Source organism: Burkholderia sp. BCC0419, assembly GCF_902830285.1.
Classification (GTDB): domain Bacteria; phylum Pseudomonadota; class Gammaproteobacteria; order Burkholderiales; family Burkholderiaceae; genus Burkholderia.
On sequence record NZ_CADESR010000001.1, the window covers coordinates 22,177 to 44,659 of the forward strand.

At 64.7% G+C, this 22,483-nt stretch carries 16 protein-coding genes; 13 read left to right on the forward strand and 3 right to left on the reverse strand.

What is annotated here, in order from left to right; genetic code table 11:
• Positions 1-97: 97 nt before the first annotated feature.
• Entirely contained in the window at positions 98-916 is an 819-nt protein-coding gene (locus HWW87_RS00090; protein ID WP_175818745.1) for a fimbrial protein, read from the forward strand.
• A gap of 334 nt (positions 917-1,250) precedes the next feature.
• Here the strand turns inward: HWW87_RS00090 and HWW87_RS00095 are convergent, their stop codons facing one another.
• Positions 1,251-4,253: a GLUG motif-containing protein gene (locus HWW87_RS00095; RefSeq protein WP_175818746.1), complete on the reverse strand. Its 3,003-nt coding sequence runs from the start codon at positions 4,251-4,253 to the stop codon at positions 1,251-1,253.
• A gap of 174 nt (positions 4,254-4,427) precedes the next feature.
• Positions 4,428-5,972 carry a ShlB/FhaC/HecB family hemolysin secretion/activation protein gene (locus HWW87_RS00100; RefSeq protein ID WP_244107090.1) on the reverse strand — a complete coding sequence of 515 codons (1,545 nt, stop codon included), beginning with the start codon at positions 5,970-5,972 and terminating at the stop codon, positions 4,428-4,430.
• A gap of 880 nt (positions 5,973-6,852) precedes the next feature.
• On the opposite strand from HWW87_RS00100, the gene HWW87_RS00105 reads away from it, so the two are divergent.
• Genes HWW87_RS00105 through HWW87_RS00160 form a run of 12 tightly spaced genes read left to right on the forward strand, consistent with a single transcriptional unit; the run spans position 6,853 to position 21,250 of the window.
• Entirely contained in the window at positions 6,853-8,259 is a 1,407-nt protein-coding gene (locus HWW87_RS00105) for an undecaprenyl-phosphate glucose phosphotransferase (protein WP_175818747.1), read from the forward strand.
• Positions 8,260-8,294: 35 nt separating this feature from the next.
• Complete coding sequence (locus HWW87_RS00110; protein WP_244107092.1) at positions 8,295-9,527, forward strand: polysaccharide biosynthesis/export family protein; 1,233 nt, start codon at positions 8,295-8,297, stop codon at positions 9,525-9,527.
• Positions 9,527-10,015 (forward strand): low molecular weight protein-tyrosine-phosphatase, encoded by a 489-nt coding sequence (locus HWW87_RS00115; protein ID WP_347879275.1) that lies wholly within the window; start codon positions 9,527-9,529, stop codon positions 10,013-10,015. Before HWW87_RS00110 ends, HWW87_RS00115 begins: the two co-directional genes overlap by 1 nt.
• Before the next feature lie 7 nt (positions 10,016-10,022).
• Positions 10,023-12,275 carry a polysaccharide biosynthesis tyrosine autokinase gene (locus HWW87_RS00120; RefSeq protein WP_175818749.1) on the forward strand — a complete coding sequence of 751 codons (2,253 nt, stop codon included), beginning with the start codon at positions 10,023-10,025 and terminating at the stop codon, positions 12,273-12,275.
• Positions 12,276-12,294: 19 nt separating this feature from the next.
• Positions 12,295-13,473, forward strand: a complete 1,179-nt coding sequence (wecB, locus tag HWW87_RS00125) for a UDP-N-acetylglucosamine 2-epimerase (non-hydrolyzing) (protein WP_175818750.1) — start codon at positions 12,295-12,297, stop codon at positions 13,471-13,473.
• Positions 13,474-13,501: 28 nt separating this feature from the next.
• Positions 13,502-14,746, forward strand: a complete 1,245-nt coding sequence (gene wecC, locus HWW87_RS00130; protein WP_175818751.1) for a UDP-N-acetyl-D-mannosamine dehydrogenase — start codon at positions 13,502-13,504, stop codon at positions 14,744-14,746.
• Between the two features lie 19 nt (positions 14,747-14,765).
• Positions 14,766-16,043, forward strand: a complete 1,278-nt coding sequence (locus HWW87_RS00135; RefSeq protein ID WP_175818752.1) for a hypothetical protein — start codon at positions 14,766-14,768, stop codon at positions 16,041-16,043.
• A complete protein-coding gene (locus tag HWW87_RS00140; RefSeq protein ID WP_175818753.1) occupies positions 16,040-17,356 on the forward strand; it encodes a hypothetical protein in 1,317 nt (438 codons plus the stop codon). The genes HWW87_RS00135 and HWW87_RS00140 overlap by 4 nt, the downstream gene beginning before the upstream one ends.
• Positions 17,322-18,476 carry a glycosyltransferase family 4 protein gene (locus HWW87_RS00145; RefSeq protein WP_244107093.1) on the forward strand — a complete coding sequence of 385 codons (1,155 nt, stop codon included), beginning with the start codon at positions 17,322-17,324 and terminating at the stop codon, positions 18,474-18,476. The genes HWW87_RS00140 and HWW87_RS00145 overlap by 35 nt, the downstream gene beginning before the upstream one ends.
• Positions 18,469-19,281, forward strand: a complete 813-nt coding sequence (locus HWW87_RS00150; protein WP_244107094.1) for a polysaccharide lyase — start codon at positions 18,469-18,471, stop codon at positions 19,279-19,281. The genes HWW87_RS00145 and HWW87_RS00150 overlap by 8 nt, the downstream gene beginning before the upstream one ends.
• On the forward strand, positions 19,278-20,477 hold the full coding sequence (locus tag HWW87_RS00155; protein ID WP_175818754.1) for an aspartate-semialdehyde dehydrogenase: 1,200 nt from the start codon (positions 19,278-19,280) through the stop codon (positions 20,475-20,477). Before HWW87_RS00150 ends, HWW87_RS00155 begins: the two co-directional genes overlap by 4 nt.
• Before the next feature lie 8 nt (positions 20,478-20,485).
• Positions 20,486-21,250, forward strand: a complete 765-nt coding sequence (locus tag HWW87_RS00160; protein ID WP_208449920.1) for a WecB/TagA/CpsF family glycosyltransferase — start codon at positions 20,486-20,488, stop codon at positions 21,248-21,250.
• Positions 21,251-21,374: 124 nt separating this feature from the next.
• On the opposite strand, the gene HWW87_RS00165 is transcribed toward HWW87_RS00160, so the two are convergent.
• Positions 21,375-22,391, reverse strand: coding sequence for a 1-aminocyclopropane-1-carboxylate deaminase (locus HWW87_RS00165; RefSeq protein ID WP_175818756.1), 1,017 nt, complete (start codon positions 22,389-22,391; stop codon positions 21,375-21,377).
• Positions 22,392-22,483: the final 92 nt, after the last annotated feature.

Consider the following 22,483-nt stretch of genomic DNA (forward strand, 5'->3'; position numbering starts at 1 on the left):
GAGCAGCCCAAACGGGGCCCACAACACATCGTATACGGTGATGCCGAGCCGAAGCATTACGTTGAAGCGAGTGCCCATCGGTCAGAAGATGGGTTTTATGCAACTCGATCCCAGTTTACTGCCGGGAGACCAATACTACATATGCGATAACGACTTTGTGAACTACCGTCTGGATACGTCGAATCTTTCGCCGTCCGGCTATCCCAACGTATGGAAAACGAGTATCCCCGGTATCGGCGTCGCATTGTCGATGCAGCGATACAGTAGTGCGGCGGTCGAGAATCTTCCCTTCAGCTTTCAAAGCGGTCCCAATTCGGAACATACTACCTTCCCGAACATTGCCCTCGCTTTTTTTCGTATCGGCGTGGGTGTCGTTTCCGGAGAACAGGAAATCTCGTTCAAGGCGTTGCTCGATGCGCCCGGTTTGCCCAAGGTCGCTTTGAACGTCGGGCCTGCACGCGTCAATATCGTGAACGACGTGTACTTCGAAAGTTGTTCGGCAGCGGACAAGGCCGTCACGGTTCAGATGGGGCAAGAGCAGATCGAGCGCATCAAGCGAGGGACGGCCACCGAGCATCCGTTCGGCTTCGATGTGCGCTGCCTCGGCCTCAAGCCGAATGCGGCGGGCGGGTCCGTTCGGGTCTACTTCGAGGGCAACGCAGTGTCCGACGGCCTGTTGCGCCTGTCCAGCACCGGTACGAACGCCGCTACCGGGATGGGCATCGCGCTGGTCAGCGACACCGGCGTCAAGTTGCCGTTCAGCAAGGCTCGCGCGCTGCCGTTGAAATGGAACCGATCCGAGCCGGAAGGTGAGATGTATCGTTTCTCGGGTACCGCGAAATATGCGCCGACGAGCGGCACGATCAAGCCGGGGGAGGCCGACGCCGTGATGAACTTCGTGATCGAATACAACTGACGGCGCGTGTGGAATGCGCTTGCACCTTTGAAAGTCGGAAACGCCAGCGGACTGTGACCTTGCTCCGGGACGCTGACGGAAAAGAAGCGATGGCTAGACCAATGAGGGCTGAGTCCTGTATTGCACAGGGCTCAGCCCTTTTGGTTGGTTTTGACCCAGCAAAGCTTTGTTGAGTATGTTTTTGGGGCGCGGTTCATACCGGTATGCCCGATCGGCCGGCCGCGTAGCCAGCGGCCCGAAGGCCACTGGCTACGCGCGATCATGCCGGTTCGCGCATATCAAGGCCTCCTGTCATCGTTTGGAGCCGATGACGCAGAGGCCTTGCCGGCAATGCTCAGGGCTTCACCGTTCCGAAGTTCAGACCGACCAGCGGACCGTAAATCTGTCCGTAGCCAGCCTTGACGTCGACGTGGCTGGTGCTCGACGAGCCATAGATGAAGCCGAAGTTGCCGCCTGCGAGCCCACCCAGCTTCGCGAACCGGCCACCGGACACCGAGCCACTCGACGACGACGCGGTGATGGTGCCGCCGGCATTGCCGACGAGGCCGCCGACGAAGCTGTAGTCACCGCCCTTTACCGATCCCGTCGCGTGCGATCGATCGAGTTTGCCCATCAGCCGGCCGACGAGACCGCCGACACTGCTGTTCACCCCGGCTTCGACGTTGCCCGAGGCGTCCGACCCGGTGATGCTGCCGCGTTCGTTGACGCCGACCAGTCCGCCGGCCAGCGACAGATCGCCTGCCTTCACGGCGCCGTTCGCATGGGAGTCGGCGACGGTTCCGGCGTTACGGCCGACGAGCCCGCCTGCCTGGCTCTCGATGCCGGCCGTGACCTTGCCATTGGCGGTCGAAGCGCGAACGCTACCGCTGTTCGAGCCGACGAGGCCGCCGGCCGTGCCGAAGGTGGTGGCTACCACGTCGCCGTTGGCCGTCGATGCATCGATGTCGCCCTTGTTCGACCCGACGAGGCCGCCCGCGATGCCGCGATCGCCGACCGTCACCTTCCCGTTCGCGTGCGAGGCGGCCACGGTGGCCGCGTTGATTCCGACGAGGCCGCCGGCAACCGCGTTCTGGCGAGCCACCACGCTGGTGGACGACGACGAATCGGTGATGACACCGTTATCGTCGTTGATGCCGACGAGGCCGCCTGCGATCGACGCGTTGCCCGTCGCAATGATGCTGCCCGTGCTCGACGCGCGTTCGATCCGGCCCGTGTTGACGCCGACCAGCCCGCCGACGGCGCCGTCATGCATCGCGTTCACCTGGACGTCGGCGCGGCTGTCGCGGATCGTCGCCAATATCTGCGGCTTGTCCAGTCGCGTCATGCTCTCGCCGACGAGCCCGCCGATCGACAGCGCATCGCGATCGCCGGTGATGCGGCCGGATACCGATGCATGCTCGATCGTGCCGCCGTAGTTCGCACCGACGAGGCCGCCGATGTTCGCTCGCCCCTTCGCATTGACGGTCACGTTGCGCGCCGTCACGTTGGAGATCGTGCCCACGTTCATGCCGGCGAGCGCGCCGACCGACGTCGGGACGCCGTAATGCACGGCGGGAGCGGCCACGTAGATGTCGGACAGGCCGAGGTTCGCGATGCGGCCGACGTTCACACCGAACAGGCCGACGGCGGTATGGGGCACATTCGCAACGGTCAGCTGGCTGATCGTGTTGCCGAGGCCGTCGAATACGCCGGTGAACGAGAGACCGCCGCCGATGCTCTGGAAGACCGTCTTCGCGCCGTCGATCCCGTTGCCCAGCACGTAGCGGCCCTTCAGGTCGGCGTCAACGTTGCGCAGGTCGGCGAGCGTGTGCAGCACCGTGTAGTCTTCGCCGTTGGACTGGAACGACGCACGGTCGCCCGACAGCGTGACGACGGCCTTCTCGTTCTCGAACGCGTGACCCTTCGTCGAATTGAGTTCGAGATGCGCGTTTTTGCCCGTCAGCTTCACCGCGTCGTTCACGCGGATTCCGTCGGCCGCGTCGACGATCAGGCGCGCATTCGCGCCGGTGGCGGACAGCGACTGCTGCAGATTGACGTTGCCTTGCTTCGCGCCCAGCTTGAGCGTGTTGTCGCTGGACCATGCGACGGGGCCGCCCACGGTCAGATCGTGCTTGGTATTGACCAGTTCGACGTGGGTCGTGTCGAGGTTCTGCCCGAGCGTGCTCGCGTTGATCGAACGACCGCCGTCCCGGCTGCTGGTGCCGTTCCCCGTGCCCGTGTTGCCGCTGATGTTGCTGTTGCCGTTGAAGCCTCGCGTATTGGCCGCGCTCGGGTCGGCCAGGACGCCGGCGTTCGCCGCCTCGATCTTCCAGGTGCCGGTCTGGCCGTTTGCGCCGCGCGTATCGACGCGCGTGCCGGCGGCGACGTTGACCTGCTCGCCGCGCGTGACCACGTTGCCGCCCGCGCCCGACGCGGCGCTTGCATCGAGCTTGCCGGCGACGTTGACGGCGCCGCCGTCGAGCGTGATCTTGCCACCGCGCCCGACGAGGCCCTTTGCCTCGATCGTGCCAGTGTTGTTGACGACCGCGTTCAGCAGGTTGCCGGCCGCACGGGCCGACATCAGCACCTCGCCGCCGTCGGCCTTCAGCAGACCGCCGTTGGTGGCCTGCGCGTCGACCGCACCCTCTTCGACTTGCAGGCTCAGCAGATCGCTGCCGTCGAAGTTGACGTTGAACGCATTGCCGGCGCCGAGCGCGACGCGGCCCATTTTGGCCTGGATCACGCCGTTGTTCGACACGCGCGCGCCGAGCAACGCGACGCTGCCGCCGTCGGCTGCGGTGATGCGGCCGTTGTTCACGACCGACGCACTCGATTGACCGGCGAAGCGATAGTTGCCGGCGAGGAAATCGGCGTCGGCGATGTTCTGCGTCGACGCAACCAGGCCGCCGACGTTGATCTGTGCGCCGGAGCCGAACAGCACGCCGTTCGGGTTGACCAGGAACACCTTGCCGTTCGCGTCGATATTGCCGTGAATCTGGCTGCCGTTGTTGCCGATCACGCGGTTCAACGCGATGGACTGGGTGCCGGGCTGGTGGAACGCAACGCGCTCGCCGTTGGCGACGTCGAACGCCTGCCAGTTCGTGACGAGCTTGTCGGTATGCTGGTTGATGGACATCGACTTGCCGTCGGCGTCGCGGAGGATGTCGGCCTTGCCGGCCGTGATCGCTTCGCCGGTGGGCAGTGCGAAGGCGGGCAGCGAGGCGAAGCCGAGCAGCGAGACGGCCGCTGCGGCGAGACGCTTGCCGCCCGCCGATTTGCCGTGTCGGCGCGCCGTTTCCCCGACAGCGCTCCAGCATCCCTGGGTCTGGTTCCAGACCAGTGCGTAGGTCTTGTTCATGTGATGGTTATCTCTCTGGATAAGAACAGGAATTCGTTTCGTATCGGTAGGTATACCTAACGAAACGGAGAAGTCGAAAGCGTGCAACATGCGCGCTTCCGGGTGGCGGGCGGCCATGCCGCCCGCGTTACGTGCGGACCGGCTAGTGCCACCGGTCCGCGCGTTCGACGCCGCTCAGAAATACTGGGCGGCTTGTAACCAGACGCTCGGCGATCGTGTGGCCGACGCGACTGCGTCGGCATGGCCGATCGGCAACGCGGCAGTCATGCTGATTTGCCGGCGCGTGCCGAACCAGCTCGCGCCGACGCCGATCGACGACAACTGCACCGTGTTGCGCTCGCGCGACCACGGCTGCTTGGCGAGCTGTACTCGGCCGGTGTCGACGAACGTGCTGACCTGCCAGCCCGGTGCGGCGAGGTAGCGCAATTCGGCACTGGACTGCCAGCCTTGATCGCCGTTGCCCGCGCCGAGCGCATAAGCACGCACGCCGTACGGGCCGCCGAGGCTGAATTTTTCGGAAGAGTCGAGATTGCGCGATGCCAGTTGCGCACTGAACTGCGTATAGAGCTGCAAGCGGGCGCCGAGCGCCTGCAGCCGCAACGCGCTGACGTTCAGCTTGGTGAAGCGGCCGTGCGCATGGGCGATGCGGTTCAAGCCCAGCGCGTCGTTGCCGCGCAGACGGCCGATGCCGACGGTGGCCGAGAAGCCGTTGCGGCCGCCGCCGCCGAAGTCGTCCTGGCTGTTGCCGCTCACGCCGAAGGTCCACAGGTCGACTTGCTTGCCGTTGTCGATCTCGAAAGCGCTGTAAATATCGCGCAGATGCTTGTTTTCGTAGGTGAGCAGCGCGTCGAGACGGGCCTTCCGGCCGCGCACCAGCGGCTGCGTGACGAAAGCGGAGCGGACGTCGGCGCTGCCGCGATAGCCGAGATCCGCCAGGCTGCCGCCCACGCGGTAATGCATGTCGGAATAGGCGACGCCGACGCGCGTCGCGGCAGGGCCGATCGGGACCTGGTAGGCGGTGCGGTAATAGCGTTGATGCGTGTCGCTCGTCAGGCCACGCAACGAAAAGCGATCGCCGACGCGCAGCGGCGCATTGACGTCGACGCTGCCGGTCGCACGGTAGCGGCCGGTCAGCGGATCGCCGAAGTTGTCGACTTCGAGCGAGCCGTTCGCGAGCGGGCCGGGCTCGGCGTCGATCACGAGGTCGGTCGTACCCGGCTCGGTGCCGGGCCGCAGCGTGCCCTTCGCTTCGACGCCGGGCATGTCGTCGAGCAGCATGAGGCTGCGCTCGAGGTTCCCGCCGTGGACGATGTCGCCCGGATGCAGTGCCGCGAGGGGCTGGCGCAACGCGCGGTCGACCACCCGCGACGGGTTGTGCAGCTCGATGTGCCCGTAGCGGCCTTCGACGACGGCGATGCGAACGATGCCGTCTTCGATGTCCTGGCGCGGCAGATAGGCGCGCGTGAGGACGTAGCCGCGCTCGCGATAGTAGGTCGTGATCCGGTTCGCGGCCTGCTGCAGTTCGCCGAAACCGAGTTCGCGGCCCGCGAGGTCGACCAGCAACGCATCGAGCCGTGCCGCGGGAATCGCCGTGTTGCCTTCGATGACGAATGCACGGACCGCGACGCGCGGGCCCGCGCCGTCTTCGGTCGCCGGCGCGGGCTCGGCCGGCGCAATGTCGATCTCCGGACGCGTGGCGGCAGGCAGGGACGGACGCACGGTTTCGATGTCACGAATCGATTGCCCGGCGCTGGGTACCTGGGCATGCGCGAAACCGAAACCGGGAAGGAGCCATGCGGCGGCGATGTAGCCGGTCCGCCGGAGCGCGTCGCGCAGGGCGCGCGCGCCGGCCGGCATCGCGTGAGGGCGTGCACGAGCGACGTGCGACGTGGACTGCTGGCTCGCAGACATGCAGGAGGCGGCTGTCGATGCGCCGACGACCGCCGATGCCCGCGTGCGACGAATGATAGGAATATCTCACCCCGGAGAAATAATGATGGATCTGTCTCAAGCTTTGGAGTCGATCCGTTGGGAATGCCGGGGATATTACGAAAGGGTTGCAGTCCTGGATATTGAACAAGTACGAGCGCGTGGACGAAATCGCTCTGTCTTGCATGATTTTTTTTGGGATGCGCGGCGACGTCATGCGCGGCTCTGTCGAACGGGGACAAAAAGCGATGACGCGGACTGGTCGCGGCTTGATGGAGCCGGCGCGTATCTGCTTGACCTTAAGTAGTTCTTTCGATAGGCGCGGCGGCCGTGATGAGAATAGGACTAAACACAGACTAATCCCAATTTCTTTAGGACGTGTCCGATTAAAAATGCGCTTTCACGATGGCAATATACAGGCTTGCATTGCTTCGATCTGAAGTGTTGTGCGTTTCGGTTTATGCGTCACGAATGGCACTGTATAAATCGGATATTTAATAGTTTATGACGTTTTTGCGGGTTTGTCGTCATAAGAAGAATTTTGTATTGCTAAATAACAGGATAAGACCCGTCGTCGATTTGACAATCGATCCGTGTCGGCGCGACCGCATGGCGTAAATGCTCGCTGCCGTCCCGCCGTCGTTCGATTTCGACGGGTGATCGCTCAGGTATGCATTCGTTCGACTCTGTTGACTACGCACTCGTTGTTCGCGGGAAGATTTCCTGGTTTCGGCTGGCGGATGGCGGCCTGCTCGTCGCCGCGGCATGGGCGGCGAAGCGCTGGTTCGACGGGGCGCCCTGGTCGGCGGCCGATGCCGCGTTGACCGCCATTGCGATCGCATGCGCGCTGATCCTGTTTCCGTTGATCGGCCTGTACGGCAATCGCGAGCGACGCATGTCGTGGCGTCGCATGTGGTGGGTGCCGGCCGGCCTTGCCGTCGCCCTGTGCGTCGGCGTGATGTCTGTTACGGCACTCGACTGGCAATCCGGCGCGGCGCCCGGCTGGGTGATCGGCTGGTTCGTGCTGTCGACGGTCGCGCTCGTCGCGTCGCACGCATTGCGGCAATGGCTGGGCGTCCAAGGCGCGGCGTACGACGCCGGGCGCAAGCCTGTCGCGCTCGTCGGGTATCGCGAACGATGCCTGGCGCTTGCGGGTCGCGATGCGCGCGAGGTCGGGTCGCCGTTTCAGGTGGCCGCGATCTTCGACATGTCCGGCGCCCCCGCGCTCGATGCGGACAAGTTTGAAGTGCATGCCGATCTCGACCGGTTCGTCGACTGCGTGCGCCGCGCGCACGTCGAGGAAATCTGGATCGTGCTGCCGCTGTCGGAGGCCGATCGCATCGGCGCGATCGTTCGCGCGTTCGACACGGATCTCGTGGATATCCGCTTCATGCCGGACCTCGCCGATCTCACGCCGCTCCATCCGCGCCGCGCGATTCGCGGCCGCGCGCTCGATCTCGTGGCGGCGCCGCTGTCGGCGCGGGCGCTCGTTGGCAAGGCCATGTTCGACCGGGTTTTCGCGGGGCTGGCGCTGGTCGCGATCGCGCCGCTGATGGCGGCGATCGCGGTCGCGGTGAAGTGCTCGTCGCCGGGGCCGGTGCTGTTCCGGCAGCAGCGCCGGGGTGCGTACGGGCGCATCTTCACGATCTACAAGTTCAGGACGATGCGCGAGCACGACATCGACGTACCGGGCGAAGTGCGTCAGGCGACGCGCGGCGATCCGCGCATCACGCGCGTCGGCGCGCTGCTGCGGCGCACGAGCCTCGACGAGTTACCGCAGTTCCTGAACGTGCTGAAGGGCGACATGTCGGTGGTCGGCCCGCGCCCGCACGCGGTCGAGCACGACCGCTTCTACCAGCATCGGGTCGACGGCTACATCCAGCGCTACCGGATCAAGCCGGGCATCACCGGCTGGGCGCAGGTCAACGGGCATCGCGGCGAGACGGATCGAGTCGAGAAGATGCAGCAGCGGGTCGAACACGATCTCTATTACCTGAACAACTGGTCGTTCGCGCTGGATATGCGGATCGTGGCCGCGACCGTGGTGTGCGGATTCACGCATCGCAACGCTTATTGAACGACGCGTCGACGCACGCGGCTTGGAAAACACGAATGGAAACTGGAAAACGGTCCCGCTCCTGGGCGCAACGCTCGCGAACGGCGCTGACGGTCTTGCCCGTCGTGCTGTTGTCCGCTTGCGCGATCGAGCCGGGCATGCACATGAACTTCACGAACGATGCGCAGCACAACGGCGGTATCGCGACGCAGACGCTCGACGACGGCCTGACGGTGTCGATGCGCCGCATCGATGCGGCGTCGCTCGGTGAAGTGCAGCAAACATCTGCTTCGCGCGACGCCGCGTCGGTGCCGATCGGGGCGATCGACGGCGCGCTGATCGCGGCCCAGCGGCGCGATGCCCGCGCACGGGACGAACGCACGCGTGCCGAGCTGTTTGCCGCGCCGGCGCCGTATGCGATCGACGCAGGCGACGTGCTGCAGATCACCGTGTGGGATCACCCCGAGCTGGCCGCCGCGCAGGGCAACCCGGGCAATCAGACGGTCCGTCCCGCCGATCCGCCGACGGGCTTCGTCGTCGATCAGGCCGGCAACCTGGCGTTTCCGTATGCGGGCGAACTGCATGTCGCGGGCATGCGCACGAGCGAGATTCAGGCCGCGCTGCGCACGCGGCTGTCGAAATGGTTCGTCGCGCCGCAAGTGACGGTGCGCGTCGCGTCGTATCGCGCCAATCGCGTCTATATCGACGGCGAAGTCCATGCGCCGGGCGCGCAAGCGCTCAACGACACGCCGATGACGCTGCTCGAAGCCGTCACGCGCGCGGGCGGCTTCACGGCCGGTGCCGATCAGAGCCGCATGACGCTCGTGCGCGGCGGTGTCGCCTATCCGGTCGATCTGCCGGGGCTGATTCGCGAGCGTCTCGATCCGGCGCGCATCGTGTTGCGCAACGGCGACCTGCTGCAGGTCGGCGCGCGCGACCAGTTCGGCGTGTACGTGATGGGCGAAGTCAACCGGCCGACGACCGCGCTGCCGCTGCGCAACGGGCGGCTCACGCTGGCCGATGCGCTGTCGCAGGCCGGCAGCGTCAACCCGGGTACGTCCGATCCGAAGCAAACCTACGTGATTCGCGCCGGCACGGGCCGGCAGGCGCAGGTGTTTCATCTGGACGGGCGCTCGCCGGTGTCGATGGTGCTGGCCAACGAATTCGAGCTGCAGCCGCGCGACGTCGTGTACGTCGACAGTACGAAGCTCGCGCGCTTCGGCCGCGTGCTCGCGCAACTGCTGCCGGCCATCAACGCGGGCCTGACCGCCGCGATCGTCACGAAATGATGAACCGGATCCTGGTGGTGTGTACCGGCAACGTCTGCCGCAGCCCGGCCGCGCAGGCGCTGCTGTCGCGCGCGTTGCCCGGCCGCACGGTCGAGTCGGCCGGCATCGCGGCGATCGGCGGAACGCCGGTCGATCCGGTGATGAGCGAATTGCTGGCCGCACGCGGCTTCGGGCTGTCGCCGCACCGGGCCCGACGCGTCGACGACCGTGTCTGCCGGTGGGCCGACCTGATTCTCGTGATGGAGACCGCGCAGCGTCATCTGATCGAGCGGGCCTACCCGATGACGCGCGGCCGCGTGTATCGCCTCACCGAGCGCTACCAGACCGACGTGCCCGATCCGTACCGCCGAAGCCGCCACGTGTACGACTACGCGATGAAGCTGATCGAGCACGGCGTCGTCGACTGGGCCGAGCGGATCGCCCGCCTCGAATCGAACCGGCCGCGACGTCCGGATGCCGGCGCCGATGCGCCGGAATACTTGAAGTGAGCCTCAGATGAACGGAATCAATCCAGGTCGGCCCCTTGCACGCGATGCCGACGAGCTCGACGTGCGAGGCATCCTCGACGTGCTGATCGCGCACGCCGGCCGCATCGTCGCGGTCACGGCGGCGTGCACCGCGCTCGGCGCCGCGTATGCGCTCGTCGCGAAGCCGGTCTACAAGGCGGACATTGCCGTGCAGGTGGAAAGCGGCGGCTCCGACCTGCGCAGCATGGCGGAAGGCGGGCTCGTCGGCGGGCTCGGCGCGCTGTTCGACGTGAAGTCGACCGACGACGGCGAAATGGAAATCCTGCGCTCGCGGCTCGTGACCGAACCGGTCGTCGATGGCCAGCGCCTGTATATCGACGCGCGGCCGCGCCGCATGCCGGTGATCGGGGCCGCGATCGCGCGCTTCAATCGAGGGCTGTCGACGCCTGGCCTGTTCGGGCTCGGCGGGTTCGTCTGGGGCAAGGAGTACATCGACGTGACCGCGTTCGACGTGCCGCGCGACTTCCACGAACACCCGTTCATCGTCACGTTGCTGGGCGACGGTCGCTATCGACTGTCCGGCAACGATCTCGATCGCGATGTGGAAGGCGAGATCGGCGAGCCGCTGCACGTGAAGACGGCCGCCGGCGACGTGATGCTGCAGGTCGCCGGCATCGAAGCCGCGGCCGGTGCGCAGTTCGTCGTGAAGGCGGAGTCGAGGCAGGTCGTGCTCGCCGAACTGCAGAAGAAGCTGACCATCGCGAACCGCGGCAAGGATCAGTCCGGCGTGATCGGCGTGTCGTACGAAAGCCGCGATCCGGTGCGCGCGGCGGCCGTGCTGAACGCGATTGCCGACAACTACGTGCAGCAGAACGCGAACCGCAAGGCGGCGACCGCCGAGAAGTCGTTGGCGTTCCTCAGCGATCAGGTGCCGACGGTGGAGCGTCAGTTGCGTACGGCCGAGGATCGGCTCAACGCGTACCAGGCCCGCCACGAAATCGTCGATCTGACCGAGCAGGCGAAGGCGATGCTGACGCAATCGACGGCCGTGCAGACATCGCTGTTCGAACTCGAGCAGAAGCGGCTCGCGCTCGCGTCGACGTTGACGCCGGCGCACCCGGAGCTCACCGCGGTCGACCGGCAGATCGCCGCGGCCCGCGCGCAGATCGGGACGGTCAACGACGCGATCCGGCGCTTGCCCGATGCGCAACGCAACGTCGTGCGGCTGCGCCGCGACGTGACCGTACAAACCGAGATCTACGTCGGCCTGCTGAACAGCATCCAGCAGCTTCGCGTCGCGACCGCGAGCAAGATCGGCAACGTGCGCGTGATCGATCGCGCGATCGTGCCGGACGAGCCCGTGCGGCCGAAGCCGGTGCTGGTCACGGTGATTGCCGCGCTGGTGGGGCTCGTGCTCGGCACGTGCGGCGTCATCGGCCGCGCGGTGCTGTTCGGCGGCATCACCGATCCGGCCGAGATCGAGCGCGACACGGGCCTGAACGTGATGGCGACGATTCCGCACAGCGCCGCCCAGCGCCGGCTCGCGCAGCGCGCCGCCGCGGCGCAGGGCGGTGCGCCGATCCTGTCGCTCGCACGGCCGAACGAACCGGCGGTCGAGGCGCTGCACAGCCTGTGCACGGCGCTGCGGTTCCAGTTGATGGACTGGCCTGAAGGCAACCGCGTGTTGATCACCGGGCCTTCCGCGGGCGTCGGGAAATCCTTCGTGTCGGCCAACGTCGCCGCCTTGCTCGGACAGTCGGGCCAGCGCGTATTGCTGATCGATGGCGACCTGCGACGCGGGGAGCTGGCGAAGCGCTTCGGCGTGCGGCCGGATATCGGTCTGTCGACCATCCTTCGCGGCGGCGCGACCGTCGACGACGCCATCGTGCGCGATATCGCGCCGAACGTCGACCTGCTGCCGGCCGGCCCGCGTACCGACCGCCCGGTCGAGCTGCTGTCGTCGGATCGGCTGGCGGCACTGCTGACGCACGTTGGCCGCGATTACAGCCTCGTGCTGCTCGACGCACCGCCGCTGCTGCCGGTGACGGACGCCACCGTGCTGGCCGCGCATGCGGACACGATCCTGCTCGCCGCACGCTCGGGCGTGACGACCACGGGCGAGCTGCTCGAATCGGCGAAGCGTATCGAGCGCGTCGGCGCGCGCACGACGGCCGTGGTGTTCAACGGCTTCCGGCCGGGGCTGCGCTCCGCGCAGTACGGCAACTACGGCGCTTACGCGTATGACGGCGCCGATTCGCACACAGCCTCGGATCGCGCGTGATCCGCCGACGGAGAATCCGATGACCCACCACTACGAAAACATTCTCGTGACTTTCGGCACCCGTCCGGAAGCCATCAAGATGGCGCCGCTCGTCCATGCGTTGCGGGCCCGCGAAGGCGTGCGCTGCGGCGTCTGCGTGACGGCCCAGCATCGCGAGATGCTGGACCAGGTGCTCGACCTGTTCGGCATCGTGCCGGATTTCGATCTCGACCTGATGCGCGCGGGGCAGACGCTCGGCGGCCTGACCGGACACATCCTCAATGCGCTCGACCCGGTGCTGGAGTCGTTCCGGCCCGATCTCGTACTCGTGCACGGCGATACGACCACCACGCTCGGCGCGACGCTCGCGGCTTACTACCGGCGTGTTCCGGTCGGGCACGTGGAAGCCGGCCTGCGTACCGGCAACCTGTATTCGCCGTGGCCGGAGGAGGCGAACCGCCGGGTGACGGGCGCGCTCGCGCTGCATCACTTCGCGCCGACCGAAACGTCGCGCGCGAACCTGCTGGCCGAAGGCGTCGAGGCCGGCCGCGTCCACGTGACCGGCAACACGGTGATCGACGCGCTGCTGACGATCACCCAACGCCTGACGCGCGACCGGGCGCTGGTGCAGCAGATGCACGAGCGGTTCCCGTTCGTCGACGACGCGCAACGCATGATTCTCGTCACCGGCCACCGCCGCGAGAACTTCGGCCGCGGCTTCGAGCAGATCTGCGAGGCGATCGCGACGATCGCGAAGCGCTATCCGGAGTGCCGCATCGTCTATCCGATGCATCTGAATCCGAACGTGCGGGAACCCGTCACGCGGCTGCTCGGCGACATCGACAACGTGGAGCTGATCGAGCCGCAGGAGTATTTGCCGTTCGTCTATCTGATGAGCCGCGCGTGGCTGATCCTGACCGATTCCGGCGGGATCCAGGAAGAAGCGCCGTCGCTCGGCAAGCCGGTGCTCGTGATGCGCGACACCACCGAGCGGCCGGAAGCCGTCGAGGCCGGCACGGTGCGGCTGGTCGGCACCGAGGTCGAGCGGCTGGTCGGCGCGGTGGTCGAGCTGTGGGAAGACGGCCGCGCCTATCGCGCGATGAGCCGCGCGCACAACCCGTACGGCGACGGCCGCGCGAGCGGGCGGATCGCCGATCTGCTCGTGTCGCCGCCGACATTGACGCAGGGGCCGGCCTATCTGGCCGGCTCGCTCTGCTGAATTCCCTGACGTCTGGAGAACCTCATTCATGTCATTCGAAACCGTTTCCGTCATCGGGCTGGGCTATATCGGCCTGCCTACCGCAGCGGCCTTTGCCGCGCGTCGCAAAAGCGTGATCGGCGTCGACGTGTCGCAACATGCGGTCGACACGATCAATCGCGGCCGGATCCACATCGTCGAACCCGAACTCGACATGCTCGTGCATGCGGCCGTGACGCAGGGCCACCTGCGTGCGACGACGACGCCCGAGCCGGCCGATGCGTTCCTGATCGCGGTGCCGACGCCGTTTACCGACGGCAACAAGCCCGACCTGAGCTATATCGAGGCCGCGTGCCGGTCGATCGCGCCGGTGTTGAAGAAGGGCGACCTGGTCGTGCTGGAATCGACTTCGCCGGTCGGCGCGACCGAACGAATGGCGGCGTGGCTCGCCGCGCAACGCCCGGACCTGACGTTCCCGCAGCAGGCCGGCGAGCGCTCGGACATCCGGATCGCGCATTGTCCCGAGCGCGTGCTGCCGGGCCACGTGGTGCGCGAGCTCGTGGAGAACGACCGTGTGATCGGCGGGATGACGCGCAAGTGCGGCACGCGCGCGCAGGAGCTGTATGCGGTGTTCGTGCGCGGCGAGTGCATCCTGACCGATGCGCGCACGGCCGAGATGTGCAAGCTCACCGAGAATTCGTTTCGCGACGTGAACATCGCGTTCGCGAACGAGCTGTCGGTGATCTGCGACCAGCTCGACATCAACGTGTGGGAGCTGATCCGGCTGGCGAACCGCCATCCGCGTGTCAGCGTGCTCCAGCCGGGGCCGGGCGTCGGCGGACATTGCATCGCGGTCGATCCGTGGTTCATCGTCGATTCGGCGCCGGAGCATGCGCGGCTGATCCGCACCGCGCGCCTCGTGAACGACGACAAACCGCATTTCGTGTACGAGCGCGTGCGGCACGCGGCGAGCCGGTTCCGCGAGCCGGTGATCGCGTGTCTCGGCCTCGCGTTCAAGGCCGACATCGACGATCTGCGCGAGAGCCCGGCGATGGAGATCGTCGAAGCGCTGGCCGAGAATGCCGACGCGACGCTGCTGGTCGTCGAGCCGAACGTCGACGCGTTGCCGGCGTCGCTCGACGCGAAGGCGCGGCTGTGCGATCTGCATACCGCGCTTGCGGAGGCCGACGTGATCGTCATCCTGGTCGACCACGCGCCGTTCCGTCGCATGGACCCGGTGCGGCTGCAGACCAAGGTCGTGATCGACACGCGCGGCGTGTTGGCGCGCGCGTAACGGGCGGGATGCGCGAGTCATGATGCGGAACGCCGATGCCGGAAAGCTGCTGGGCCGTCTCGAGGCGCTCGTCTGTACGGGCGCGCCCGGCCTGTATCGCGTGCTGACGTTCTGGGTCATCCAGCGGATCTATTCGCTGGACGAACTGGGGCATGCGGCGTCCAACATGTCGATCGCACAGATGATCGGCTTCTTCACGGCCATCGGCTGGGCGACGCTGATCCTGGTGCGCGTGCCGGCCAGCGACGGGCGGCAGGCAGCGCGCGACGCGTTCTACTCGCTGGTGTCGATGGCGGGATGGACGGCGGTGGCCGCGACGCTCGCGTGCGTGCTGGTGTTCGCGACCGGTCTGGTCGCGTTCGATGTCGGCGGCGTGGTCGCGCTGATGTGGGGCTGGACCGTGTATCAGCTTGCGCGGCATTTCTTCGTGTCGACGCGTCGCTACCGGATCACGATCGCGTTCGACTGCCTGCTGATCGCGGGCTCGTGCGCGATGCTCGAGGTCGGCACGCGTCACGGCTATTCCGCGTCGCTGTGCCTGGCGCTCTCGCTGATCGTGGTGGCCGTCGCGATGTTCGTCGCGATCGGTGCGCCGGCGCGTGGCGCGTTCTCGGTGCGTGTCGACATGAAGGGGCTGCAGTTCGGGCTGACCAATTTCCTGTCCGGCGGTATCGCGCTGGTGACGGTGCCGGCGGCCAAGGCGATGTGTGGCGCGTCGTTCGCGGGGATGCTGTCGCTGTTCGCGTCGGTGACCGCGGTCGGCAACCTGCTGCCGCGCGCCATCTCGATCGCGCAGTTGCCCGATCTCGTGAAGCGGAAGAAGGACAAGGCGCCGCTCGATACGACGCTGGGCGCGATGCGGCGGAACATCGATCTGTCGAATCTGGTCGTGCTGGTGGTGAATCTGGTGATGGTGGTGGGGTTGACTTATCGGGCGGGGTTGGAGGGGGGGGGCGAAACCCTTGCGCTCGCGGCGGGTGTTCTGCTGGCGTTCCAATGTGCCGCTGGTGTGCTCGGGGCCGTCAGCAGCAATGTGATGATGGCGTTCGAGAAAAGTGCGACGACTTCGCGGATCAACATCGGAACTTCGCTGCTATTTATTGCGCTACTCGGCGCGAGTGTCGCGATCGGTGGTGAAATCGGGTTCTTTTGTCTGCTTGCGGCATCCATATCGGTGACGTTGATTCGTACCCGGATCGTGGTGATCTACGCCGAACGCGTGTGCGAAGTCTATGCGGCGTCAGTCGATGCCGGGCAGCCGGGCGGAAGACGACCGTTGGTGACAGGGTCGGCATGATTGACGCCTTCCATCCGCGTTCGAATACGCCCACCGTGCAACGGTTTGGCGAGCAATCGGTACGAATCTCGGCGACCTTCGTCTGGATCGTTCTGGGGCTCGGATTGATCATGTCGCCTGTCGGTGATTTCCTGTCCGTGTACGCGAAAAGCAGCGCGGTGGCGCAGGGTGGCGACGCGCGCATATCGCTGGCCGTACGTGGAATGATGATCGCCGGCTTACTGACGGCAACGCTGTGGGGCCTTCGTGTGCGGGTCTCCGACATGCGTGTGGCGATTGCCTCGGCACTGGCGCTCTGCGTAACGCTCATCGCCTATGCAGTGGGCTCGATGACCCCTCGTGAAGCGATCGAACAGATCATTTACGGACTCAAGGTCTTCTCGTTCTTCGTCTACCCCGCGGCAATGATGCGGCTCGACGACAGACGTCTGGAACAGATCGAAATGGTCGTGTTTGCATCGTTGCTGGCATACGGCGGGGCGATCGTACTTGGGGCGACGCTGTCGATCGAGATGTTCCGCAGCTATCAGGCTCAAACCCATATTCGGTCCGGGTACAAGGGCATTGTTTATGCGCAGAACGAAGCCGCGGCGCTTGTCGTTGTATCGATCGCATTCGGGTACCTGCACGCACTGGTGCGAGGCTGGAGCTCACGCAGCGTAGCGCTGGTTTGCTGCATGCTGATTGCGGCGATGCTCACCGGCACGAAAGGGGCGGTGGTCGGGGTGCTCGGCATGACTTGTGCCTATTTCTATTCGCGTCACAACGTGTTCAAGGCCACGCGCTATGCCGCAATCATGATCGGCGGACTGGCGGTATCGGCAGTGCTGGCCTATCTGTTCATTCCGCAGGTAAGCCAGGCAGTGGAACTCAGCCAACGTTATTTCTCCAGTCAGGGGAGCCGGATCGGCAGCGACAAGCTCGTCACGCTTCTGCTGTCGGGACGAAATCTGAAATTTGGCGCGATTTGGGGCGACCTTCGCCAGCACGACTTTATCTCATTGCTGACGGGCGGATACCCGGTCGTGCGATACATGGTTGAAATCGACGTACCCGACTTAATCCTGATGTTCGGCTTGCCGATATTCTTCGTCTACTTCCTCTCGCTGATCAGAGCATTCATCCGTCACGGCCCCCGCACTCGAAGCAGGCGGTTCGGTATCCTATTTTTCATTGTGCTGATCGCGATGGCTTCGAGTGCCGGACATGTGCTCGGTTCGGCCGTCATCGGTCCGTATCTCGCATTGATTGCCGTGATGATCCAGCGTGACATGCGCAATGCTCATCGGCAAAGGGACGCATATGATCATTGAAGGACGCAGCCCCTTCGGCGGCTCCGCGGTTTCACGCCTTTCGGTGTTGCACGTCGGGCCCGGACGCGGGCAGCGCGGTGGCATCGCTTCGGTTCTCGGTGAACTGGCGGAACAACGCGAGCGCTTCGCCGAATGTGGAATTCGCCTTGCATTCTTTGAAACGCAGGGGTTCCAGCGTGTCGGTAATGTCATGCGATTCCTCGGGCTCGACCTCGCACGTTTCGCGATGGCCATTCGTGCGGCCGATGTTGTCCATTTCCATGTGTCGGAGCGCGGCTCCTTCTATCGCAAATCAGTGCTGGCGTTGCTTGCAACGCTTATGCGCAAACAAGTGGTGTTCCATTTGCATTCCGGCAATTTCGGGCGGTTTGCGTCGCAGTCAGGCAGGTTGACGCGGGCATCGATTCGTCGGTTCGTTGGACAGGCCGATGCGGTGATCGGTGTTTCCGAATCCGGCGCTGCGATCCTGAACAGATTCCGGGCAGGAGCAGAAGATGCCATGGTGATCGCCAATACGGCTGGCGCCGCGCAGCGCAATGCTCAGCGAATGGCGATTCACGAGCCGGATGCATCACAGCCCTATATCGCGTTCGCAGGGCGGTTGTCACGGCAAAAGGGCGTGGGTACGTTGATCGAAGCACTGGCTCTGTTGGTGAGGCAAGGGCGCGACGTCCATCTGCGGCTGGCCGGCGATGGAGATGTCGATCAATGGCAGGCCTGCGCCGTTGATCTTGGCGTGGCCGAGCGCGTTCATTTCTGCGGCTGGCTCGACGACGCAGGCAAGTCTCGGCTCTTCCGCGAGGCCTCTGTCTTTTGCCTGCCGAGTCAGTTCGAGGCATTTGGCATTGCGGCGCTCGAAGCGATGTTTCTTGGTGTTCCAGTTGTGGCGAGCCGAGTTGGCGGTCTGTGCGATCTGGTTGAGGACGGTGTATCCGGCTGCCTTGTTGATCCAGGTGATGCCAGCGCACTTGCCGATGGTCTCCAGGATCTCTTGTGCGATGTGGATCGCAGGAGGCGAATGGGTGCGGCAGGCCGGGATCGCGCCTGTCGTCTTTATGCCGTCGAGGTCGTGATGGCGCAGTACGTCAATTGTTATCGGGGAATGGCAAGGCATGCGTGATAGGAAGAAAAACGTCGACATGCGTGTTCGCAGGACCGTGGTGCTGGCCGGTTTGGCATCGATCGTTCTGACCGGTCCAGCGATCGGCCGTGAACCCGATATTCGCCCGGCATCGTATCGTCTGATCTACTGGAACGACTGGCAAGCCGGCATTAGAGACCTAGAGTTCCAGGAAGCGCGACGTTCGAACATCGCTTGGATGCCGGACCCGATGGTAGCGGGCCGGCACGCGATTCGTGTGCAGTTGCGTAGAGGCGAGAACTTCACGCGTCTTGTGAATACGTTGCCGCGAGCCGAGTTTCTATTGCCGCGTGACATCGTGCTGGCGCCTGGACAGGAATACTTGATTCGATGGCGAACCTACTTGCCGAGCGACTTTATGTTTGATCCGCAGCAAATGGAAATCATCACGCAGATCCACCAGAGCGGGCTGACCGGGGCGCCGCCGTTCATGTTGACGCTGCTCGGCGAAGAGTACGCGTTCTCTGTTCGCGGTGGCGTCGATACGGTACACGGCACCGGCGGACGGCTGTGCTGCGCAGCCGCTGACCGAGGCAAGTGGGTTGAATGGGCCTTGCAATATGCGCCTGATGCAAGTGGCCGTCAGGCCGTGACGCATTTGTGGAAAGACGGCGTAAGCGTGTTCGATGGCAGCGGCCGGCCGAATGCGTACCCGGGCGATGTACATGCGTATCTGAAATTTGGTGTGTACAAGCCAGATTGGTTGAAATTGCCATCGGATATCGAATCCGTCACGCTTTACTTTGGTGAGGTGTCGATCGGCACGAAAAGGGAGGTGCGATGACAGAGTATCGCGCCCCCGCCGCTGTCGCCGACGCATTGCTCGCTCACTGCAAGCGCTACGATTACGCCGGACACGATCCGTTCGATGGCCTCAACAGCAGCCTGTTCCGGTACTCCGGGTTATCGCGCTTGCCGCTCGCGAGCATTGCATGGCTGCAGTTTCACAAGCGTAGTCCGATCAATTTGCGCCGGCTGGTCGGCGTACCGCGAAGACGCAATCCGAAAGGTATCGCACTGATGGTGCTTGGGCATCTGGAGCGGGAAAAACGCATCGGAGACGGGAGGAGTGTCGCGGAAGCGAGCGAATTGGGCGATTGGCTGTTGGGCCAGCGCGTCGACCGGGAACGCTGGCAACACAATGCTTGGGGATATCACTTCGATTGGGCCGCACGCGCGTTCTTCGTGCCGGTCGGTACACCGAACGCGATCACAACCTGCTATGTCGCGCGTGCGCTCTACGCGCTTGGTGAGGCTACCGGTGAGGCGAGATTCATCGACGCGGCCGTCGATGCCGGTTACTTCCTCGATTCACTTTACACGGCGTACGAGGATGCCGGTTACTACGCATACATTCCGGGCGAAACCGCGTTCGTACATAACGCAAATCTGTGGGTGGCGGCGTTCGTCGCCGAGACAGCACGTCGCACCGATTCAACGGCCATGCGCGACCGCGCACTGAATGCTGCGGAACTCAGTGTTTCGATGCAGCGTGACGACGGCGCCTGGGCATACGGGCTGCGCAGCCATCACGGCTTCGTCGACGGGTTTCATACCGGATACAACCTCGAGGCACTGCGGTTCCTTCAGCGCTCAGCGAACACAAATCGCTTTTCGGCTGCGATCAGCCGCGGACTGGAGTACTACCGGAATACGTTCTTTCTTGCGGACGGGACGGTCAAATACTACGACACGAATGTTTGGCCGATCGACATGCACTCTGTCGCGCAGGCGCTGATCACGCTACTGACGGTTTCAGGCACGGAAGACGACCGGATGTTGGCGGAGCGCGTGTACGCGCGGGCGATGCAGACGCTGTATCTGCCTGAAGAGCGGCGGTTTGCATATCAGAGAACCGCACGATTCCTTAATCGGGTCGACTACCTGAGATGGACGCAGGCATGGGCTTTTTACTCCGTCGAAATACTTGCAAATAGTCAGTCAGGTCGGTTCAAGCCCGACGTTCCAGTTTCTGAATGAAATCCGGTATGAAAAAAATCGAACTTTTCGGATGCCCGATGGACGTCGCCACCGTATCCGAGACTGTGGACGCGATCCGCAGCCGTATCGCACATCGGCAGTTTACGCAGCACGTCGTCGTCAACGTCGCCAAGATCGTCAACATGCAAACCGACCGGGAGCTGGCCGCCTCCGTTCGCGCGTGCGACATCATCAACATCGACGGGATGGGCGTGGTATGGGGCGCACGGATGCTCGGCTGTCCGGTCCCCGAGCGCGTTGCCGGGGTCGACCTGTTCGACAGTCTGCTCGGGATGGCGCAGGAAGAAGGTTGGCCGATCTTCATGCTTGGCGCCACGAATCCGGTGGTTCAGCGGGCGTCGGTCGTGGTTGCGGGGAAATACCCGCGATTGCGGATCGCCGGGGTTCATCACGGGTATTTCTGGGATGACGAGCGGGCGATAGTCGAGCGCATTCGCGAGTCGGGCGCCCGTTTGCTTTTCGTCGCGATTACCTCTCCGCGGAAGGAAAATTTCATCAACCGCTGGAAAGCGGATCTCGGCGTCGATTTCGTCATGGGTGTAGGCGGCACGTTCGACGTCGTGGCGGGGAAGGTAAAGCGTGCGCCGCTGTGGATGCAGCGAAGCGGGCTGGAATGGGCATACCGAGTGATCCAGGAACCGGGGCGGATGTGGAAGCGCTACCTGTCGACCAACAGCCGATTCCTGGTGATGCTGACCGGCGCGTATGTGTCCCGGATGTTTCGGCGCAAGCACGCGGTCAATAGCCGATAGATCCGTTCAACCGAACCGATCGGCAGAGCGGCGCATCTGCGGAGACGCGCCGTTACCGATCCGGCCTGGAGTTCAGATGCCTTGGCCGCGGGAGCGCCGGAATGCATTCGCCTCCTCGGCGTTCTCAACCCTCCCGAAAAATCCCGTTATACGCACTCAACGCCGGCACCCCGCCAAGATGCGCGTACAACACCTTCGACCCCGGCTCGAATTCCCCGAGCCGCACCTTGTCGATCATCCCGTGCATCGATTTCCCTTCATACACGGGATCGGTCAGCATGCCTTCCAGCCGTGCGCACAGCCGAATCGCTTCCAGCGTGCCATCGCTCGGCAAACCGTATTCGGGGCCGCCGTAACGCGTGTCGAGCACGACATCCTGTTCGACGATATCGCGGCCGAGCCCGACCAGCTCGGCCGTATGCCGCGAGATGCGCGTGATCTGTTCGCGCGTCTGTTCCGGCTTCGCCGACGCATCGATGCCGATCACGCGGTCCGCGCGCCCGTCGGCCGCGAAGCCGACGACCATCCCCGCCTGCGTGCTGCCCGTCACCGAGCAGACGACGACGTAATCGAACCTGAACCCGAGCTCGGCCTCCTGCGCGCGCACTTCTTCCGCGAAGCCGACGAACCCGAGCCCGCCGAGCGGATGCTCGGAACAGCCGGCCGGAATCGGATACGGCTTGCCGCCCGCCTGTCGCACGCTCTCCATCGCCTCTTCCCAGCTGCGGCGAATGCCGATGTCGAAACCGTCGGATACGAGCCGCACGTCGGCGCCCATCATCCGCGACAACTGGATGTTGCCGACCCGGTCGTACACCGGATCTTCGTAGTTGACCCAGTGTTCCTGCACGAGCACGCACTTCATTCCGAGATGCGCGGCGACGGCCGCGACCTGGCGGGTCTGATTCGACTGCACGCCGCCGATCGACACGAGCGTGTCGGCGCCCTGCGCGAGCGCATCGGGGATGAGGTATTCGAGCTTGCGCGTCTTGTTGCCGCCGAATGCGAGGCCGCTGTTGCAGTCCTCGCGCTTCGCATACAGCTCGACCTTGCCGCCGAGATGCGCGCTCAGGCGCTTGAGCGGCTGGATCGGCGTCGGGCCGAACGTCAGCGGATAACGGGGGAAGCGTTGCAGGTTCATCGGCGGGGCTCCGGAAGGGGGTGAACAGGGCGGGACATCGGATCGTTCGGGCGCAGCCGGCAGGCCGTGCTCCGATGAGAAAAATGATAGGC

Coding starts and splice junctions, on each gene's coding strand:
- HWW87_RS00090 (WP_175818745.1), top strand. CDS start 98: ATGCAACTCGATCCCAGTTTACTGCCGGGAGACCAATACTACATATGC.
- HWW87_RS00095 (WP_175818746.1), bottom strand. CDS start 4,253: ATGAACAAGACCTACGCACTGGTCTGGAACCAGACCCAGGGATGCTGG.
- HWW87_RS00105 (WP_175818747.1), top strand. CDS start 6,853: ATGCATTCGTTCGACTCTGTTGACTACGCACTCGTTGTTCGCGGGAAG.
- HWW87_RS00110 (WP_244107092.1), top strand. CDS start 8,295: ATGGAAACTGGAAAACGGTCCCGCTCCTGGGCGCAACGCTCGCGAACG.
- HWW87_RS00115 (WP_347879275.1), top strand. CDS start 9,527: ATGAACCGGATCCTGGTGGTGTGTACCGGCAACGTCTGCCGCAGCCCG.
- HWW87_RS00120 (WP_175818749.1), top strand. CDS start 10,023: ATGAACGGAATCAATCCAGGTCGGCCCCTTGCACGCGATGCCGACGAG.
- wecB (WP_175818750.1), top strand. CDS start 12,295: ATGACCCACCACTACGAAAACATTCTCGTGACTTTCGGCACCCGTCCG.
- wecC (WP_175818751.1), top strand. CDS start 13,502: ATGTCATTCGAAACCGTTTCCGTCATCGGGCTGGGCTATATCGGCCTG.
- HWW87_RS00135 (WP_175818752.1), top strand. CDS start 14,766: ATGATGCGGAACGCCGATGCCGGAAAGCTGCTGGGCCGTCTCGAGGCG.
- HWW87_RS00140 (WP_175818753.1), top strand. CDS start 16,040: ATGATTGACGCCTTCCATCCGCGTTCGAATACGCCCACCGTGCAACGG.
- HWW87_RS00145 (WP_244107093.1), top strand. CDS start 17,322: ATGCTCATCGGCAAAGGGACGCATATGATCATTGAAGGACGCAGCCCC.
- HWW87_RS00150 (WP_244107094.1), top strand. CDS start 18,469: ATGCGTGATAGGAAGAAAAACGTCGACATGCGTGTTCGCAGGACCGTG.
- HWW87_RS00155 (WP_175818754.1), top strand. CDS start 19,278: ATGACAGAGTATCGCGCCCCCGCCGCTGTCGCCGACGCATTGCTCGCT.
- HWW87_RS00160 (WP_208449920.1), top strand. CDS start 20,486: ATGAAAAAAATCGAACTTTTCGGATGCCCGATGGACGTCGCCACCGTA.
- HWW87_RS00165 (WP_175818756.1), bottom strand. CDS start 22,391: ATGAACCTGCAACGCTTCCCCCGTTATCCGCTGACGTTCGGCCCGACG.